This is a genomic window from Devosia enhydra (genome assembly GCF_900119845.1).
Classification (GTDB): Bacteria; Pseudomonadota; Alphaproteobacteria; order Rhizobiales; family Devosiaceae; genus FPKU01.
The window spans coordinates 710,858-728,832 of sequence record NZ_FPKU01000003.1 but is presented as its reverse complement, the minus strand read 5'-3'; the positions used below and the strand labels follow the sequence as shown (position 1 = coordinate 728,832).

14 protein-coding genes are annotated in these 17,975 nt (G+C 66.6%); 4 read left to right on the top strand and 10 right to left on the bottom strand.

Annotated elements, in window-relative coordinates:
• The first annotated feature begins 79 nt into the window (after positions 1-79).
• Together BT183_RS18250 and BT183_RS18245 are read left to right on the top strand one after the other, a co-directional pair.
• Positions 80-1,021, top strand: coding sequence for an ABC transporter substrate-binding protein (locus BT183_RS18250; protein ID WP_072346120.1), 942 nt, complete (start codon positions 80-82; stop codon positions 1,019-1,021).
• Positions 1,022-1,208: 187 nt separating this feature from the next.
• Complete coding sequence (locus BT183_RS18245; RefSeq protein ID WP_072346118.1) at positions 1,209-2,846, top strand: MFS transporter; 1,638 nt, start codon at positions 1,209-1,211, stop codon at positions 2,844-2,846.
• A gap of 24 nt (positions 2,847-2,870) precedes the next feature.
• Here BT183_RS18245 and BT183_RS18240 read toward each other — a convergent pair whose 3' ends face one another.
• From BT183_RS18240 to BT183_RS18195, 10 genes are all read right to left on the bottom strand, one after another.
• The gene (locus BT183_RS18240; RefSeq protein ID WP_072346406.1) at positions 2,871-3,923 is read right to left on the bottom strand and encodes a malate/lactate/ureidoglycolate dehydrogenase; all 1,053 of its coding nucleotides are present in this window, start codon (positions 3,921-3,923) and stop codon (positions 2,871-2,873) included.
• Between the two features lie 19 nt (positions 3,924-3,942).
• Positions 3,943-4,743 carry an SDR family oxidoreductase gene (locus tag BT183_RS18235; RefSeq protein ID WP_072346116.1) on the bottom strand — a complete coding sequence of 267 codons (801 nt, stop codon included), beginning with the start codon at positions 4,741-4,743 and terminating at the stop codon, positions 3,943-3,945.
• Between the two features lie 7 nt (positions 4,744-4,750).
• On the bottom strand, positions 4,751-5,698 hold the full coding sequence (locus tag BT183_RS18230; protein WP_072346114.1) for an ABC transporter permease: 948 nt from the start codon (positions 5,696-5,698) through the stop codon (positions 4,751-4,753).
• On the bottom strand, positions 5,695-6,576 hold the full coding sequence (locus BT183_RS18225) for an ABC transporter permease (protein WP_084603658.1): 882 nt from the start codon (positions 6,574-6,576) through the stop codon (positions 5,695-5,697). Before BT183_RS18225 ends, BT183_RS18230 begins: the two co-directional genes overlap by 4 nt.
• On the bottom strand, positions 6,573-8,651 hold the full coding sequence (locus tag BT183_RS18220; RefSeq protein ID WP_244545380.1) for an ABC transporter ATP-binding protein: 2,079 nt from the start codon (positions 8,649-8,651) through the stop codon (positions 6,573-6,575). The genes BT183_RS18225 and BT183_RS18220 overlap by 4 nt, the downstream gene beginning before the upstream one ends.
• 14 nt (positions 8,652-8,665) lie before the next feature.
• Positions 8,666-10,213, bottom strand: a complete 1,548-nt coding sequence (locus BT183_RS18215) for an ABC transporter substrate-binding protein (RefSeq protein ID WP_072346110.1) — start codon at positions 10,211-10,213, stop codon at positions 8,666-8,668.
• A gap of 44 nt (positions 10,214-10,257) precedes the next feature.
• A complete protein-coding gene (locus BT183_RS18210; protein ID WP_072346108.1) occupies positions 10,258-11,778 on the bottom strand; it encodes a M81 family metallopeptidase in 1,521 nt (506 codons plus the stop codon).
• Positions 11,779-11,996: 218 nt separating this feature from the next.
• Entirely contained in the window at positions 11,997-12,809 is an 813-nt protein-coding gene (locus BT183_RS18205) for an IclR family transcriptional regulator (RefSeq protein WP_072346106.1), read from the bottom strand.
• Positions 12,810-12,877: 68 nt separating this feature from the next.
• On the bottom strand, positions 12,878-14,206 hold the full coding sequence (locus tag BT183_RS18200) for a type III PLP-dependent enzyme domain-containing protein (protein WP_084603657.1): 1,329 nt from the start codon (positions 14,204-14,206) through the stop codon (positions 12,878-12,880).
• A complete protein-coding gene (locus tag BT183_RS18195) occupies positions 14,203-15,678 on the bottom strand; it encodes a M81 family metallopeptidase (RefSeq protein WP_072346104.1) in 1,476 nt (491 codons plus the stop codon). The genes BT183_RS18200 and BT183_RS18195 overlap by 4 nt, the downstream gene beginning before the upstream one ends.
• Before the next feature lie 315 nt (positions 15,679-15,993).
• Here BT183_RS18195 and BT183_RS18190 point away from each other — a divergent pair, with 315 nt between their 5' ends.
• Together BT183_RS18190 and BT183_RS18185 are read left to right on the top strand one after the other, a co-directional pair.
• Positions 15,994-17,493 (top strand): M81 family metallopeptidase, encoded by a 1,500-nt coding sequence (locus tag BT183_RS18190; RefSeq protein WP_072346102.1) that lies wholly within the window; start codon positions 15,994-15,996, stop codon positions 17,491-17,493.
• Positions 17,493-17,837, top strand: a complete 345-nt coding sequence (locus tag BT183_RS18185; RefSeq protein ID WP_072346100.1) for a RidA family protein — start codon at positions 17,493-17,495, stop codon at positions 17,835-17,837. The genes BT183_RS18190 and BT183_RS18185 overlap by 1 nt, the downstream gene beginning before the upstream one ends.
• Positions 17,838-17,975 lie beyond the last annotated feature (138 nt).

Below are 17,975 nucleotides of genomic sequence, written 5' to 3'. Positions count from 1 at the left end.
GGCAGGCGCGCCAAGACCAAGAAGGGCGGCAAGCCCTCGCAAGGCTTCAACAACAGCAACTCCATCCGGGAGGACTTTCATGAACAGACGCACCCTCATTTCCGCCATCGCGCTTGCCGCCGCACTCGGGTTCGGCGCCCCTGCAATGGCCCAGGACAAGCCCGACATCGCGCTCATCTCCAAGGGCTTCCAGCACCAGTTCTGGCAGGCCGTGAAAGCGGGCGCCGACAAGGCCGCCGCCGAATTCAATGTCAACGTCACCTTCGAGGGCCCCGACAGCGAGACCCAGGTCGACCGCCAGATCGACATGCTGGCCGCCGCCCTCTCGCGCAATCCCGATGCCATCGGCTTTGCCGCCCTCGACAGCCAGGCCGCGACCCCGCTGCTCCAGCAGGCCAAGGATCGCAACATCCCGGTGATCGCCTTCGACTCGGGCGTCGACAGCGACATTCCGCTCACCACCGCCACCACCGACAACGTCGCGGCAGCCGCTCTTGCGGCCGACAAGATGGCCGAACTCATCGGGGGTTCGGGCAAGGTCGCCGTGGTCGCCCATGATCAGACCAGCCGCACCGGCATCGATCGCGTCGACGGCTTCGTCAACCGCATCAAGGAAGCCTATCCCAATATCGAGGTCGTGGCCGTCCAGTATGGTGGTGGCGACCATCTGCAGTCGACCGAGATCACCAAGTCGATCCTGCTCGCCAATCCCGACCTGAAGGGCATCTTTGGAGCCAATGAGGGCTCGGCCATCGGCGTGGTCAACGGCAAGCGCGAGCTTGGCAGCTCCATCGTCGTGATCGGCTATGATTCGGGCGCCCAGCAGAAGCAGGCGATCACCGAAGGCCTGATGAACGGCGCCATCACGCAGAACCCGGTGGGCATCGGCTACGAGACCGTCAAGGCCGCCGTAGCCGCCCTCAAGGGCGAGACGCTGCAGCCGGTCATCGACACGGGCTTTTATTATTACGATGCCTCGACCATGGCCAATCCCGAGATCGCCGCGGTCCTTTACGACTGATCACGCCTGACTGCCGGAGAGGCGGGGGAGTGCCCCGCCTCTCCACGGATGCTGCCGGAGCCCGCAAAGGCCTGACAAGGCTTGCCTTTGCCGGCCAATCGGCTCATGAAACTCCTGCGTCCTCCGTCGCAGTTGTCGTCCGGCACTTCCATCAGCCGGCCTCCGGGGGTCGTGAGGCTGGGAGGCCATGGAGGATACGCGCGTAAAACGGCCGGGGCCGCTGGCACCGTTCCGTCACACCACCTACCGCTCGATCTGGCTGGCCAATCTCGCCTCCAGCTTCGGCGGGCTGATTCAGACCGTCGGCGCCGCCTGGCTGATGACGGCGATCGCCCAGTCGGTGGACATGGTGGCGCTGGTGCAGGCCGCCACGACCCTGCCCCTCATGCTGTTCTCGGTCGTCGGCGGCGCCGTCGCCGATACCTTCAACCGCCGCCGCGTCATGCTCGGCGCGCAGATCTTCATGCTCTGCGTGTCGGTTGCCCTGGCCATCACCACCTATCTGGGGTTGATCAATCCCTGGCTGCTGCTGGCCTTCACCTTCCTCATCGGTTGCGGCACGGCGCTCAACAATCCCTCATGGCAGGCTTCCGTCGGCGATATCGTGCCGCGGGCCGACCTGCCGGGGGCGGTGGCTCTCAATTCGATCGGCTTCAACCTCTCGCGCAGCCTCGGCCCGGCCATTGGCGGGCTCATCGTGGGCGCGGCGGGTGCCACGGCGGCCTTCGGGCTCAATGCGCTCTCCTACCTGCCGCTGATCGTCATCCTGCTGCTCTGGAAGGCGCCGTCCGCGCCCAGCACCCTGCCGCGCGAGACCATGGGCTCGGCGATGATGGGCGGGCTGCGCTACGTCGCCATGTCGCCCAATATCGGCAAGGTCTATCTGCGCGGCTTCGCCTTCGGCATCGCCGCCATCGTGGTGGTGGCGCTGCTGCCGGTGGTGGCGCAATCGCTGCCCGGTGGCGGACCCGAACTCTATGGCCTGCTTCTGGGCGCCTTCGGCATCGGGGCCATCGGCGGGGCGCTGATGACCACGCGGCTCCAGGCCATGCTGCCGAGCGAAACCATCATCCGCATCGCCTTTTGCACCTATGCGCTGGCCGCCGTGATCGTGGGGGCGAGCCCCAATGCCTGGCTCACCGCCCTGGGCTGCGCGATCGCCGGATCCTGCTGGGTTCTGGCGCAATCGCTGCTCAACGTCACGGTGCAGCTCTCCTCGCCGCGCTGGGTGGTGGGGCGGACGCTCTCGCTCTACCAGACCTCCATCTTCGGGGGCATGGCGGCGGGCAGCTGGCTCTGGGGCGTGGTGGCGGACGGGCAGGGCGTGGCTGTCGCAATGGGTGGAGCTGCCCTGACGCTGCTCGCCGGAGCGGCCATCGGTCTCTGGCTGGCGCTGCCGCAGCGTTCGGCCGCCAATCTCGACCCGTTCAACCGCTGGACGGCGCCCCATCTCGAACTCGACGTGCAGCCGCGCTCCGGGCCCATCGTCATCTCGGTGGAATATCGCATCCTGCCGGCCGATGTCGCGGCCTTCCTCGACGTCATGGCCGACAGGAAGCGCGTGCGCATCCGCAACGGCGCCCGCCACTGGGTCCTGAAGCGCGATCTCGAGCATCCCGAGATGTGGACCGAGAGCTATATGTGCCCGACCTGGACCGAATATCTGCGCTTCAACCAGCGCACCACCCAGGCCGATGCCGAGATTACCACCCGCATCCGCGCCCTTCATCGGGGCGAGGGCATGCCGGTGGTGCGCCGCTGGATCGAGCGCCCGCCCGACTGGTTCGCCTCGGTCGAGCGCAAGGATACCATCGATCCGCCCTGAGGCGGCTCGGGATGCCGGGCGGGTTCAGCCGTGGAGCCGCACGCCGAGCCCGGAGGCCGCGAGCACGATCTGGCTCCAGGTCTCGTCGTCGAGCGGAATGCCGTTGGCGAGGCGCTCGGCCCGGTTGGCGCGTTCGGGCATGCCGGGCAGCAGCACCGTGCCGGGGCCGGTGGTGGTCTCAGAGGTGACAAAGTCAGCGACCTCCTCGAGCCGTTCGGCATAGGGGCCGGCCGTACCCAGCCGGTCGGGCGCCACGATCACCGAGAACATCGAATTGACGAGGCCGGTATCGCTGTCGTCGGTGTGCTGGACGGCTGCACCCGTCAGCGCCGCGCCCAGAAGCTCGCAGGCCAGTTGCAGCCCCCAGCCCTTGTGGCGGCCAAAGGTGGTGAGCGACCCCGGCGGGGTGGTGAAGAGATCGGCGGGGTTGGTTGTGGGACGACCGGCATTGTCGAGGAGAGCGCCCTCGGGCAGCGTTTCGCCCTTGTTGCGCGCCACCCGCACCTTGCCCATGGCGAGGGTCGAAGTGGCGAAATCCACCACCACCGGATCGCGGCCCGGCCGGGGGAAGCCGGCGGCGAAGGGGTTGGTGCCGAGCCGGGGCATGGTGCCCCCGAACGGCGCGACATAGGGGCCGGCCACCACATTGACGAAGTGGATCGAGACCATGCCGGCGGCGGCGCATTGCTCAGCCCAGTGCCCGATGCGGCCCACATGGTGGCTTTCGCGCACGGCCACCGAGCAGCTGCCGGTTTCGCGCGCTCGCGCGATGCCGAGCGCCATCGCGTCATGGGCCATCACCTGCCCGGCGCCGCGGCGCGCCTCGCACACCAGCATGCCCCCGGCATCGAGGCTGGTTTCGAGGACCTGGTTGAGCACCAGCCGCTTGAGCCCGGCATTGCGGATATAGGCCGGCACCACGCCCACGCCGTGGGAATCGTGGCCGCAGAGATTGGCCTCGACGAGATGGCGCGCAATGAGCCCGGCCTCGCGCTCGGACGAACCGGCGGCGCGGAACACATCGGTGATCTGCGCCTCGAGGCGGCCGGCCTCGTGACGGGTATACTGGTCTGCCATCATGTCCTCCGGAGTGCCCTCAGAGCTGGGCGGTCAATCCGCCATCCACCGTCAGCACGCTGCCATTGGTATAGGCTGCGGCGGGGGAGACGAGATAGAGGGCTGCCGCCCCGATATCGCTTGCCGGATCGCCCCAGCGGCCCGCCGGCGTCCGGTCCGAAATCTTCTGCTGGAATTCGGGCTGGGCGGTGCGCAGGGGCCTGTTGCCATCGGTCAGGAAATAGCCCGGCGCCAGCGCGTTGACGGTGATGCCATGGGGCGCAAGATCGGCGCAAAGCCCGCGCACCAGCCCGTGCAGCGCCGTCTTGGCGGTGACGTAGGAGCTGATCGAGGGCCGCGCGATGGTGGCGTTGATCGAGGAGACGAAGACGATGCGGCCGTAATGGCGCTCGGCCATCAGCGGGGCGGCGAGACGGGAAAGCCGCCAGCCGGCCAGGAGGCTCTGGTCGAGCACGCCCTGGAACTCGCCCTCTTCCAGCTCGAGGAATGGCTTGCGCACCGTCGATGCGGTGTTGGAATAGAGGATGTCGAGCCGCTTGTGCCGGGCCGCGATGATGGCGAAGGCGGCTTCGGCGGCCTTGGCGTCGCCAGTATCGAACGGCAAGGCCTCGGCTGAAAAGCCCCAGCCGGCGAGGAGGCTGCGCTTTTCCTCCACCGCCTCGGGCGTGCGGCCATTGAGGATGACATGGGCGCCAGCCGCTGCCAGGGCTTGGGCCGCCGCCCAGCCCAGCCCGCGCGAGGCGCCGGTGACGAGCGCCACCTGTCCGGTAAGGTCAAAGAGCTGAGCCGGTCCCGCCGGCTTTGCCACGGGATCGGTCATTTCTGCCTCAGCTGTATTCGATGCGCGGGTCGATATAGGCGTAGAGCACGTCGACCGCCAGGTTGATGGCGATGTAGATCACGAGGATCACGACGATGCAGCCCTGGATGAGCGGGTAGTCGCGATTGCTGATCGCCCCGATCATCAGCCGGCCGATGCCGGGATAGTTGAACACCGCCTCGGTCACCACGGCGCCGCCGATGAAGTTGGCCATCATCAGGCCCACGATGGTGATGAAGGGCAAAAGCGCGTTGCGCATGATGTGGGTGCCCACCACCTGCCGCTCGGGCAGGCCCTTGGATCGGGCTGTGCGCACGTAGTCGGCGCGCAGCTCGGAGACCAGCGACGCGCGGAGGAAGCGCGCGAGAATGCCCGAGACATAGATCCCGAGCGTCAGCGCCGGCAGGGCGACGCTGCGCAGCGCCTGCACCGGATTGTCCCAGAACGCCACATAGGTCGAGGCCGAGGGCAGCCATCGCAATTGCACGGCAAAGAGCAGGATCAGCAGGATGCCGAGCCAGAAGGTCGGCACCCCGAGCGCCAGCGCGCTCCAGCCCGAGAGGATCCGGTCGATCCAGCTGTTGGGGTAGAGCGCCGAGATGATGGCGACCGGAATGCCCAGCACCAGCGCCACGATGGTGGCGGCCACAGCCAGCTGGAGCGTCGCCGGCAGGCGCTCGCCGATGAGCTTGAGCACCGGCTCCTGGCTGTAGACCGAATTGCCCAGATCCCCGGTCAATGCCCCGACGAGCCAGTCGAAATATTGCACCAGCACCGGCCGGTCGAGACCCAGGTCGCGGGTGACGGCGGCGATCTGCTCGGCGGTGGCGTTTTCGCCCAGCAGCATGCCGACGGGGCCGCCCGGCACTGCATAGAGCATGCCCCAGATGCCCAGCGAGGCAATCAGCAGCACGGGCAGCAATTGCGCGATGCGGCGCAGCACATAGCCGATCATGCCTTGCTCCCTTCAGGCTTGAGGCCGGCGCCGGTATCGTGGCGGTCCTCGAGGATTTCGGTCAGCGCCCGCCCGATCGTGTCGAAGGAGAGGATGGTAAGGGTGAGCACGATGCCGGGCAGGATGGCGTAATAGGGCGCCTCATAGAGATAATTCTTGCCCGTGCGCAGCATCTCGCCCCAGCTCGGGGTGGGGGGTGGCACGCCGACGCCGAGAAAGGCCAGCGCCGCCTCGAGCAGGATCGCCACCGAGGAGAGCACCACCACCTGCACGAGGATCGGGCTCCAGCTGTTGGGCAGGATGGTGCGGAACATGTTGTAGCCCGAACTGCCCCCGAAGCTTTCGACGGCCGTGACGAAATCGCGCTTGCGCAACGCCAGTACCTGCGCGCGGGTGATGCGGGCAAAGCTCGGAATGCCGGTGACGCCCACTGCGATCAGCGCCGCCAACTGGCTGCGGCCCAGAACCGCGATCATCGCCATGGCAAAGAGGATGCCGGGCAGGGCCAGCAGCACGTCGATGAACCGCATCAGCACCGCATCGCGCCAGCCGCCGAAAAAGCCCGCAACAAGCCCGATCGGCACGCCCACTGCCGCAGCGATCGCCACCGCGCCTGCCGCCGTGATCAGCGAGGTCCGCGCGCCATAGACGACGCGGGCGATGATGTCGCGGCCCAGCTCGTCGGTGCCGAACCAGTTGGTGCCATTGGGCGGCATCAGCGCATTTGCGACGCGCTGACGCAGCGGGTCGAGCGGCAGGAAATCGGCAAAGATCGCGGCCAGCGTGATGGCGAGGAGGAAGATCACCGATAGCGCGGCGCCCGGCCGCCGCATCAGGGCGACGAGATTGCGCCGCAGCGCTTGGAGCCACTTTTTCATCGGACCATCTCCAGGTCGCGGGCCGGACCGGGCACCTCTTCGGGGCGGAGCGGGCCGGCATGGTGGCAGGCAGCGCGTGTCGGCAGCCCCGGATAGGGCAGGAAGGCGGGCACTTCGCTGCGGCAGCGCTCGGTGGCGCGGAAGCAGCGCGGATGGAAGGTGCATCCCGGCGGCGGCTTGGCCGGGTTGGGGATCTCGCCTTCGAGCACGATGCGGCGGCGCGCCCTGCGCCCCTCGGGGTTGGGCACCGGGGCCGCCGAGAGCAGGCTCTGGGTATAGGGATGGACGGGGCTGTCATAGAGCGCGTCGCGCTCGCTCTCCTCCACGATCCGCCCGAGGTACATTACCGCCACGCGGTCCGAGATGTGCCGGACGACCGAGAGATTATGCGCCACGAAGAGATAAGCGAGGTTCAGCTCCTTCTGCAGATCCTGCAAAAGGTTGAGCACCTGCGCCTGGATCGAGACATCGAGCGCGGCCACCGGTTCGTCGAGGATCAGCAGTTTCGGTTGCAGCGCCAGCGCCCTGGCAATGCCGATGCGCTGCTTCTGCCCGCCCGAGAATTCGCGCGCGAAGCGCCCGAACATGGTTCGCGACAGCCCCACCATGTCCATCAGCTCGGCGATGCGCTTGTCCCCGCCCATCTCGTCATAAAGCCCGTGGATGCGCAGGGGCTCGGCGATGATGTCCTCGACGGCCAGAACGGGATTGAGCGAGGAAAAGGGGTCCTGGAAGACATATTGCATCTGGCGGCGCGCCTTGCGCATCGCTCCGCGCGACAGGCCTACGATCGAGCGTCCCTCGAAACGCACGTCGCCCGACGTCGCCTTGATCAGCCCCATCACGGTGCGGGCGGTGGTGGTCTTCCCGCAGCCCGATTCACCCACAAGGCTCACCGTCTCGCCCGGATCGACCGAAAGCGTCACCCCGTCGACGGCGCGGACATGGCCAACCACCCGCCGCAGGATGCCCTTGCGGATGGGGAAATGCACCTTGAGATCGTCGATCGCCAGCAGCGGTTCGCCACCGGTCCGCGGCGCCGGGGCCGAGCGCACCGTGGCGGCCTGCGGGGTCGGGCGCGGCTCTTCGGCATAATGGCAGGCGGCCATCTGGGTGGGGCCGACTGGGCGCAGCGCCGGGTCCTCGCTCTGGCAGCGCGGCCGGCCATTGCCCAGCATGCAGCGGGGGTGGAAGGTGCAGCCGGTGGGCAGGGCGGCCGGTGTCGGGGGCGTTCCTGGGATGGGCTCGAGACGGGCCTCGGTGGCATCGATGCGCGGGATCGATTGCAGCAGCGCGCTCGTATAGGGGTGCTTGGGGCTCTTGAAGATGTCGCCCACCGGCCCGGTCTCGACGATGCGCCCGCCATACATCACCGCCACGCGGTCGGCGACTTCGGCCACCACCCCCAGATCATGGGTGATGAGGATGACGGCCGCGCCAGTCTCGGCCTGGCGCCTCGCCAGAACGGCCAGCACCTGGGCCTGCACCGTCACGTCGAGCGCGGTGGTCGGCTCGTCGGCGATGATGAGTTTCGGCTTGCCGGCCATGGCCATGGCGATCACGGCGCGCTGGCGCATGCCGCCGGAAAATTCATGCGGGTACTGATTGGCCCGGCCTTCGGGGTCGGCGATATCGACCTCGCGCAGGAGCTCCACCGCCCGGGCGGGCGCATCGGCGGGCTTGAGCCGACCATGGGCCAGTTGGCCCTCGGTGATCTGCCGGCCCACCGGCAGCACGGGATTTAGGGTGGTGGCGGGGTCCTGGAAAATGAACCCCACCTCCTGACCGCGCATCATGCGCAGCGTCTCGTCGTCGGCGCTGGTGACATCGGTGCCGTTGAGACCGATGCTGCCCCGGATGCGGGCGGTTTCGGGCAGGAGGCCCGATACCGCGAGCGCCGTCACGCTCTTGCCCGATCCGCTCTCGCCCACGATGCAGAGCACTTCATTGGGGTAGACGTCGAAATCCACCCCGCGGACCACGGGCACCGGGTGGCCGGAGCCGACAAAGTCGACCTCCAGCCCCCTGACCGAGAGAACCGGCTCGGATACGCTGCCGTTCCCCACGGTCGTCACGGTGCCCGCATCCATCAGTTGGTGAACCCGAGGGTGCGGGCGACCAGCAGGTTGTCGATGTCGAGCGTGAAGCCGCCCACATCGGGCGCCGCCACGATCAGGCCGGTCTCGTAGGAATTGGTGGGAATGCCGAAAGCCGACTCCACCAGCACCTTGTTGAGGTTGTCATAGGCGGCCTGCACATCCTCGCCAAAGGCCGAATTGACCTGCTCGATGGCCGCCACATACTCCGGATGCGGATGCGGGTCCTTGAGCACCGGGTTGTTGACCGTGCGGTAGATCGAGTTGGTGGCGACGCGCGAGGGGAATTTCTGCACGTTGCCGACGCCCCCGAAGGTGGCGAAGAAATCACCGGCCAGCAGCGCCGTGGTGAATTCGGCGCTCTGGCGCACGTCGAGTTCCACATTGATGCCGATTTCGGCCAGCGAGCCCTGCACGATCTGGCTGATGGCCACCGCATCTTCCTGCCCGCCATTGGTCAGGATGGTCCAGTCGCTCTTTTCGGCATCACTGAGACCCGAGGCGTCGAGCAGTTCCTTGGCCTTGTCGAGATTATAGGCGTAGGTCTCGTTATAGGCGGGATCGGCGGCCGGGCTCGCGGGAGCCCAGGGCAGGGCCGTGACTTCGCCGAGGCCGGCATAGCCCACGCGCAGGATGGCATCGCGATCCATCAGATAGTTGAACGCCTGGCGGAAGCTCTCGTTCTGGAACGGCCCGCGGGTGGTGTTGATGCGGAACACCTGCACGAGCTTGCCCGGGCCGGCGACGACGGTGTAGCCGGCATCGCGCAGACGCACGGCAGCGCGCGAGGAGCCGTTGTAGATGAGGTCGAGCGCGTCCGATTCGAGCGCCGCGGTCATCGAGGCGTCTTCGGTGAATACGGTGAATTCGACGCCCTCGAGGATCGGCTCGCCCTCGCGCCAGTAATTCTCGTTGGCCTCGAGCGTGATCGACTGGCCCACGACGCGGTTGGCGAGCTTGAACGGGCCCGTGCCGGCGGGGACCGCCTCGATATTGTCGACCCCTTCGGCTTCGAGCACGATGAGGAACTGCAGGAGGTCAAGGATCTGCTTGTCCGGCACCGCCTGCTTGAAGTTGAGCTTGACGGTGGTGGCGTCCGGGGTTTCCCAGTTTTCGACGACCGCCATGGTGGCAAAGACGTTCTTGCCGCGCTCGGGGTTGGCGCCCTTCTGGAGCGTCGCATCCACGTCGGCCGAGGTCATGGTCTTGCCGCTGTGGAAGGTGACGTCGTCGCGCAGCGTCACGGTCACCGAGCGGTTGTCCTCGGCGATTTCCCAGCTCTCGGCCAGGCTCGGCACAGGCTCGCCATTCTCGGTATATTCGATCAGGCTGTCATAGAGGTTCTTGATCAGCGGGAAATTGATGGTCGAGAACTGCTGCGGGTCGTAATTGGCGATGTCGTTGAGCGTGCCGACGCGCAGCGTGCCGGTCTGCAGATCCTGGGCGAGCACGGTGCTGCCCATGGTCAGGCTCAGCGGGGCGGAAGCGGCCATGAGGGCGACGCCCATGACGCGAAGGGAAGGAAGAAAGGTCATTCTCATTCGACTGCACTCCTGATTACGAGGGTTTCTCTAATGGGCTGCGTCTACTTCAGACCCTTCGGGCCCGGGCCGGGCTGGCTGGAATGGGCGCGCCAGTCGGTGAAGCGTTCAAGCGGGTACATGGGCCGCGGAATGTTCTTCCAGGGCAGGGTAAAGACATCCGACTGCCCCGGGCCGCGCGTGTCGGCACGCACCACGCCCGAGGAAATCGGCGCAAAGAACTGGAAATTGGACGCGGTCTTGACCACGGCGATCTTGTAGTCGGCCGGCTCGATGCCGAGCGCGCGGTAGGAATCGGGGGTATTGCCCGCCACCGCCCGCTTTTCGGTGATGAGCAGCGTCACCGGGCCCACCTCGAACAGCACCGCCTTGCCGAAATCCACCTCGGGTTGATGGTTGTAATCCGAGAGTGCAACGATGCCGCCGCCCACCGCCTTCACGGTGCCGGTGACCTCAAGCGGGGTGAAGAATTTCGTCGCCGCGTCGCCCCCGAGCGGCAGCGTCACGGTCGCCCCGACACCCGCGGCATGAAGCTGCGTTGCTGCCCTGGGCGAAATCAGCGGCACCAGCGCCGGCCCCTTGATCTTGAGGCGCAGCATGGCTTCGAGGATGAGGTTGCTGTCCCCCGCCGCGCCCCCGAAGACGGTATCGCCGGTGTCCGAGAGCACCACCACGCCCTTTTCGGCCGCATCGGCCTTGAGCACGGCCTCGTCCACCGAGATCGCCTCGCGCTCCTGGAAATCGTCGCGCATCGACCAGACGAGGTCGGCCAGTTCGTCGGCGAGGCGTTCGGCAAGGTCCTGGTCGTTGTCGGTGACCACGATGGTGGACCAGCCGCCCTCGGTCACGTCGAGCCAGGGCTGCATCGGATAGTTGGAGGCCTGGAGCACGCGCGGGTCGGCGGCCTCCATCTCGCGGGCCCGGTCGAACCAGCGCTTCATCGGGCCATGGGCGGTGAGGAACTGCTCCTGATGGCTGAGGAGCGGAATCTTGCGCCACGCCATCACCGGCTTCAGATTCTCGGTCAGAAGCCGGATCAGCAGCCCCGTGCCCAAGATGCCGGTGTCGTAGACATCATGCGGCTGGGTGCGGTGGCCCACGATGGCATCGACGTTATCGATGATCTTCTGCGTCACGTTACCATGGTGATCAAGACCCAGCACGATGGGGATGTCGGGCCCCAGGATCTGCCGGCAGAGCGCGGCCTGTTCGCCTTCGACATCGTCGAGGCCTTCGGCGGCGCAGGCGCCATGCAGTTGAAGGGCCAGCCCGTCGATCGGCCCGCAGGTCTCGAGCCCGGTGCGGATCTTGTCCTGGAAATACTCGAAGGCTTCGCGGGTGATGCGCCCGCCCGCCACCGCGAAGGCGCGGATGATCGGCACGGTCTCGATATCGAGCCCCGATCGCCGGATGGCTTCATAGTGCCCGCCGATCTGGCCATAGTCGCGCAGCTGCTCGATGTCGGCACCCTCATAGATGCCGAAGCTTTCATAATCGGCGAGCGTCGTGGGCAGCGGATTGAAATCATCCGTTTCCTGCGCAACCTGAATCAACGCAATGCGCATATCTGTCCCTCGATGCGGGCGCCCATGAACCGGTCAATAAAAGACCGTCATGCGCCAAGTATTGTCAGTCACCCTCCCCGGTTCCGTCCACGATCAACTTGGGACGTCCGGCCTTCATCGCCGGTCTCCCGCAGGAAGCTCGGCAGATTGAGGCTATTAACGGGCAAATTTCGTGTCAAGGACGGCCGGTTCCGCCTCAAGAAACAAGATCAACCCGTCTAGGCCGGCTCGACGACCCGGGTCTCCCCGGCATCCTCCTGGCTCGAGCCCATGGCCTGCGAGATGCGCAGCGCGATGCTTTGCAGGGCCTCGACCGCCGTGGCGACGGCTTCGGGCCGCATCCGCCGCTCGGGAGCCGAAAGGCTCATGGCTGCGAGCGGCAGCCCGTTGCGGTCGAGAATGGGCACGCCGATGCACATCAGCCCGTCCTCGTTTTCCCCGATCTCGATGGCATAGCCGCGCCGCTTGACGTCATCGAGCTGGCGGCGGAAGGCGCGCGCATCGGTGAGGGTCTTGAAGGTCTTGGCCTGCATGTCGAGGTCATCGACGAGATAGGGCGAGATATCGGGCAGGTGCGCCACCATCGCCTTGCCCAGCGCCGTGCAGTGCACCGGGTGCCGGTCCCCGATCCGCGCATGCATCCGCAACGCCCGGTCGGGCTCAACCATTTCGATATAGACGACATGGCGATCGGCGAGCACGGCGAGGTTCACCGTTTCACCGAAGCGCCGCATCAGGTCCACCATTTCGGGCTGGGCGATCTGGCGCAGGCGGTGCAGCGACTTGTCGAGCTTGGCGAGGGTGCGGAACCGCATGCCCACGCCATAGCGGTCGCGCTTGTGGTCATGCTGCAGGAAGGAGGCGGCCGACAGCGTCTGGAGATAGCGAAAGACCGTGGTCTTGGGCAGCTTCAATTCCGAGACCGCCTCGGTCAGGGTCACGTCATGGCCCTGGCGCGCGACATATTCCAGCACCTGCAACGCCTTCATCACGGGCTGCACGATGTAGTCGCCCTGCGGCTTGCTCGTCATGTCCTCGCTCCTTTCAGCCTGGCGCATGCGCGCTGGCCCTTGCCCGTCCCTGCGGCCCGCCCCGCCGCTCAGAAGAATGTCTTCACTGCATCGACAATGCGGTAGTTCTCATCCACCACCATCAGCAGCCCCCATTTGTCGAAGGTGGTGCAGGGGTGCCCGATGCCGAAGGCCACCATGTCGCCAACCTTGAGCGGGCTTTCATGGGGGACCTGCAGATGGGCGTGCTGGTCGTTGAGCCCGGTGAGCTGGTGGCCCTCGGGCATCGGCTCGGGTCCGCTCATCCCGCTGCCGGGGCGATACCAGCGTTCGGGGCGCGGCATGCCGGCATCATTGCCGATGTCGCGCTTGCCCATGGTCAGCAGTGCCTTGCCCGGCTCGGGCCGCGACTGCACATAGGCCCAGACTTCGAGCGCCGGCATCAACTCGCCCTCGGGAAGGGCGAGGCTGGTTTCGGCGACGATGCGCTTGAACGCCTTGGCATAGCTCAGCGCGTCATGGGTCAAATAGCAGCCCGAGCGCAGGAGCTTGATGACCGGACGCGAGAAACTCGCCGGTCCGAACCGCTCGCCCACCCGGTCGAAATAGGCCGAGCCGCCGGCCGAAAGGATGAGCGGCTGGTCGGCGCTCAAAAGCCCCTCGGCCTCGGCGGCGCGCGCCGCAGCCACCACCGCATCCACCATCGCATCCACGGTGGCGGTATTGGGCAACACGCCCTCGAAACACTCGAAGCCGGCCAGCATCAGCGCGTCTTGGCCCGCAACCGCGCGGGCCACCGCCTGTGCCGTTTCGGGCGATTGCGCCCCGGTGCGAGCGCCGGTCATGCCGATCTCGACGAGCACGCGAAGGGGGTTTCTGGCAGCGCCCTGATGTCGCCCGGCGCCTGCGGCAAGCTGCGCCACGCCCTCGAGACTGTCTGCGAGGCAATAGATTTCCACGCTCGGGTCGGCCGCGAGCGCCAGAAAGATCGCATCGACCGCCTTCGGCCCCACCGGCTGGTTGGCCAGCAGCACCCGGCGCGTGCCGAAGCGCAGCGCCACGCCCATCTGCTGGGTGGTGGCCACGGTGATCGCCCAGGCGCCGTCGCGTGCCTGCACATCGTAAAGCTGCGGCGCCATGGTGGTCTTGCCATGGGGCGCGATCCTGAGCCCGTTGAGCCCGGTGAACCGGCTCATCCAGTGGCTGTTGGCGTCGAGGACATCCTTGCGGATGACCGCCTGGGGCAGGGGCAGGTCCTCGGCAAGGAGGTTCCAGCCGGCCGCAGCGATGTCGTTGAGGCTCACCGCACCGGCGCCTGCCGGCAGCCCCTTGGTGGAGGGATCGAGCGGATTCGCCTTGAGCATATCGAGCTCGAGCGGAGGCAGGGCGGCATCGAAGGGCAGGGCTGGTCGGCTCATTGCGCGGCTTCCGTCCGGGCGGGCTCGGGATCGAGCGGATAGAAAGGCCGCCGCACCTTTTCGAGCTTCACCTTGGAGAGGTCGTAGGGGTAGGGGCCCCCGGTATTGAGATAGATCACCTCCGCCGCGATCGGCGCGAAGGCGGCGTAGAAATGGTTCGACGACTTGACCACAACGATCTTCTTTTTGGAAAGGTCGATGCCCAGCTTGGTGAATACCGGCGGGCTGAAGGTCTGCGCCCGTCCGGTGGCGAGGACGATATCGAGCGACCCGATCGAGATCGCTGCGGCCGGCCCCAGCGAGACCACCGACTGCTCGAAGGGATAAAGCAGATCGTCGGTCACCCCAATCACCTTGACCATCGCATCGATCGGCGGGCCGGAGGTTGCGGCCGCCTTGCCCCCGAAGCGCAGCGAAATTTCCGAGCCCACCCCCGCGGCGCGGCAAAAGCTCACCGCCACCGGATCCCACAGCGCGCCGATTGCGGCTGGGATATCGGGATGGGCGAGCAGCGCCGAAACCATCACGGTGGAATCCCCCGCCACCCCGCCGCCCGGATTGTCCCAGCGATCTGCCATGACGATGGGGCCCCGGGGCTGGCTCGCCGCATAGGCGATCGCCTCCTCGGGCGGGTAGTGATAGGGCTGGGCCGTCTTGTCCCAGGACAAGAGCTCTTTCCCCAGCCGTTCGGCCAGCGCCTCGGCCGTCCCGCGATTGGCCTCGCTATCGCCATAGACCAGAACCTTGGTGCCGAGGTCATGGACGTCGGCGGCCCCGAAACCATGCGCGATGGTCACCGACACGATGCCGTCCCTGCCCTCCATCGCCAGCATGCGATCGACGAAGGAGCGGCCGGGCTCGCGGCTCGACATGAAGGCGGCGAACCGGTGAAGGTCGTAGACGGCAGGTTGCGGGTCGATCTCCCCGCGCGCCGCAGCAAGGCACCGGTCGACGAGGTCCTCGCCCCGCGCCAGAAAATCGGTATGGGGGAATTCCTTGAACGCGACGAGGAGGTTGGCCGAGGCCACCATCTGGTCGCTCAGGTGACAATGCATGTCGAGTTCGGCGCCCACGATCGCCTTTGGGCCCGCCACGGCGCGGGCATGGGCCAGAAGGTCGCCCTCGCAATCATCATAGCCCACCGCGACCATCGAGCCATGCAGGCCGAACAGCACCACATCCACCGGCATGGCGGTCCGCAGCTGCCCGATGATCTCGTCGCGTAGGCTTTCGTAAGCTTCGCGCGAGACCGGCCCGGCCGGCTCGGCCCAGGTCGCCGTACCCTCGATCAGCGTGAAGCCGTCGGTTTTCGCCCGTGCGCGCGCCGCCACCATCGGGGCCGAGCACAGCGTGGGCGTGTCCGGATGCGTGCCGGGCGGGCAGTAGAAGGCCTCCTCGAAGGCCCTGCGGTCGACATAAAGGGGCGAGAAGGTGTTGGTCTCCGTCGCCAGCGACGCTACGAACACGCGCATGCCCGAACTCCCTTCCCGCACGGCGCCAGGTCCGTTGTACAATGGCGTACGTGATCCCTGCCGACGGCCTGATTGTAGAGTTGAGGTGGACACGCCTGTCAACTGTCGATGACATCGTTTCGTCACACGGAACAAAAAACACTACGAAATGCAGGGTTTTTGTTGCTTGCGACCGTGCGGATCGACAGGCATAGAATAGGGCGTCAGCAGCGCTCGCCGCTGTTCCACATCGTATGATGCCGGCCCCTGCATCCGCCGGCTCTGTCCCGCACCAGCCCGCAACCGGGCCTCTGCGTCTTGCTTGGAGGAGCATCGATGAGCCCACGCCGCATCGTTCTGGCCGGCATTTTCCACGAGACCCACAGCTTCGTCTCCGAAATTACCTCTTTTGCCGATTTCGAGATCAAGCGGGGCGATGAGCTGCTCGCGCGGCGCGGCGATGGCTCGATGGTCGATGGCTTCCTCGAAATTGCCGAACGCGAAGCCTGGCAGGTGCTGCCGGCGGCCGAATATAATGCCACCCCCTCCGGGGTCATCGACCAGGCGGTCGTCGATGCCTTCAGCGATGAACTCATCGCCGCCTTGCGCAAAGCCGTCGCAGAAGGCGGGGTCGATGGCGTGCTGCTCGCGCTGCATGGCGCCATGGTCTCAACCGGCTCGGTCGATCCCGAAGGCGACCTCTTTGCCGCGATCCGCGCCATCCCCGGCTGCGAGGGGGTGCCCATTGCAGGTGCCTTCGACCTCCATGCCAATTTCACCGAGAAGATGGCGAGAGGCGCAAACATTCTCGTCGGCTATCGCGAGAACCCCCATACCGACGCGCGCGAAACCGCCGTCCGTGCCGCCGATCTTCTCGCCCGTGCCCTCAATGAGGGGCAACTGCCGGTGATGCGCGCCCGCAATGCCCCGGTGATCTGGGCGCCCCCCGGCACTGGCACCGCCGATCGCCCGATGAAGGATCTCGAAGCCCTCGCGCGGCAGCTCGAAGCCGATACGCCCGATTTCCGCGTGGTCAACATCATCGGTGGCTACGCCTTCTCCGATGTGCCCTCGGCCGGCGTCGCCTTCTCGATCGCGACGGTCGGCGATCCGGCCGAGGCCGAGCGGGCCCTCGACCGGCTCGAGGCGCTGGCGGTGCAGTTGCGCGAACTCGGTATCCCGAAGGAATGGGACATCGACGAGGCCATCGGCCGTATCAAGGGCACGCCGGGTCCGCATGTCATCGTCGAGCCGGCCGACAATATCGGGGGCGGTGCGCCCGGCGACATGACCACAGTGCTCCGCGCCTTCCTCCGCCATGATCTCGATGGCGCCGCCGTCATCATCGCCGATCCCGAGGCGGTGGCGGCGCTCGATGGCGCCCATCCGGGCGAGGTGCGCACCCTCACCATCGGCGGCCGACAGAGCCCACTCGACGAGGGCCCGGTCGAGCTCGATGTCACCTTCGTGTCCGCCACCGACGGGCTGTTCGATCTCGAGGATCGCCACAGCCACGCCGCCGCCCGCGGCATCCACTGCAATATGGGGCCTTCGGCGGTGGTTACCGCCAATGATGGCAAGCTTACCATTCTGCTCAATTCGAAAAAGACGGCGCCCTTCGATCTGGGGCAATGGCGCTCGCAGGGCATCACGCCCGAAAACCTGCGCTATATCGGGGTCAAGGCGGCCGTGGCCCATCGCCAGGCCTATAACAAGATCGCCGCATCGAGCCACACCGTGCGCACCCCCGGCCCCTGCACCAGCGATCTGCCGAGCCTGCCCTACAAGCGGCTACGGCCCGGCGTGTTCCCCATCGATCCTGTCTGGAGGCCGTGATGATCGAATATCCCGCCAAGGACGATGCGCCCCGCTCGCACCTGCCCTTCAGCCCGGCCACCAAGGTTGGCGACCTGATCTTCGTGTCCGGCCAGGCCTCGGTGGACGGGACCGGAAAGATCATCTCGGACAGTTTCGAGGGCGAGATGCGCCGCTCGATCGAGAACCTGCGCAAGGTGCTGGAAAGCTGCGGCTCCGATCTCGCCCATGTGGTGCAGACGCGCAATTATGTCCGCGATGCCACCGACAATGCCGAATACAACCGAATCTACATGGACATCTTCAAGGCCCCGTTCCCGGCCCGCACCACCATCACCAACTGCCTCTCGCCGGCCCTGCGCTAAGAGATCGAGGCCATTGCGGTGGTGAAAAAGGGCTGAGCGCGAGCTCCGGGAAGCGTCCTCAATTCCCTTGTCGCCCCTGAGAAAGCAGGGACCTCCGTTGACGCGATCGAAACCGCTCGACCGAGTGCCCTTATCGAC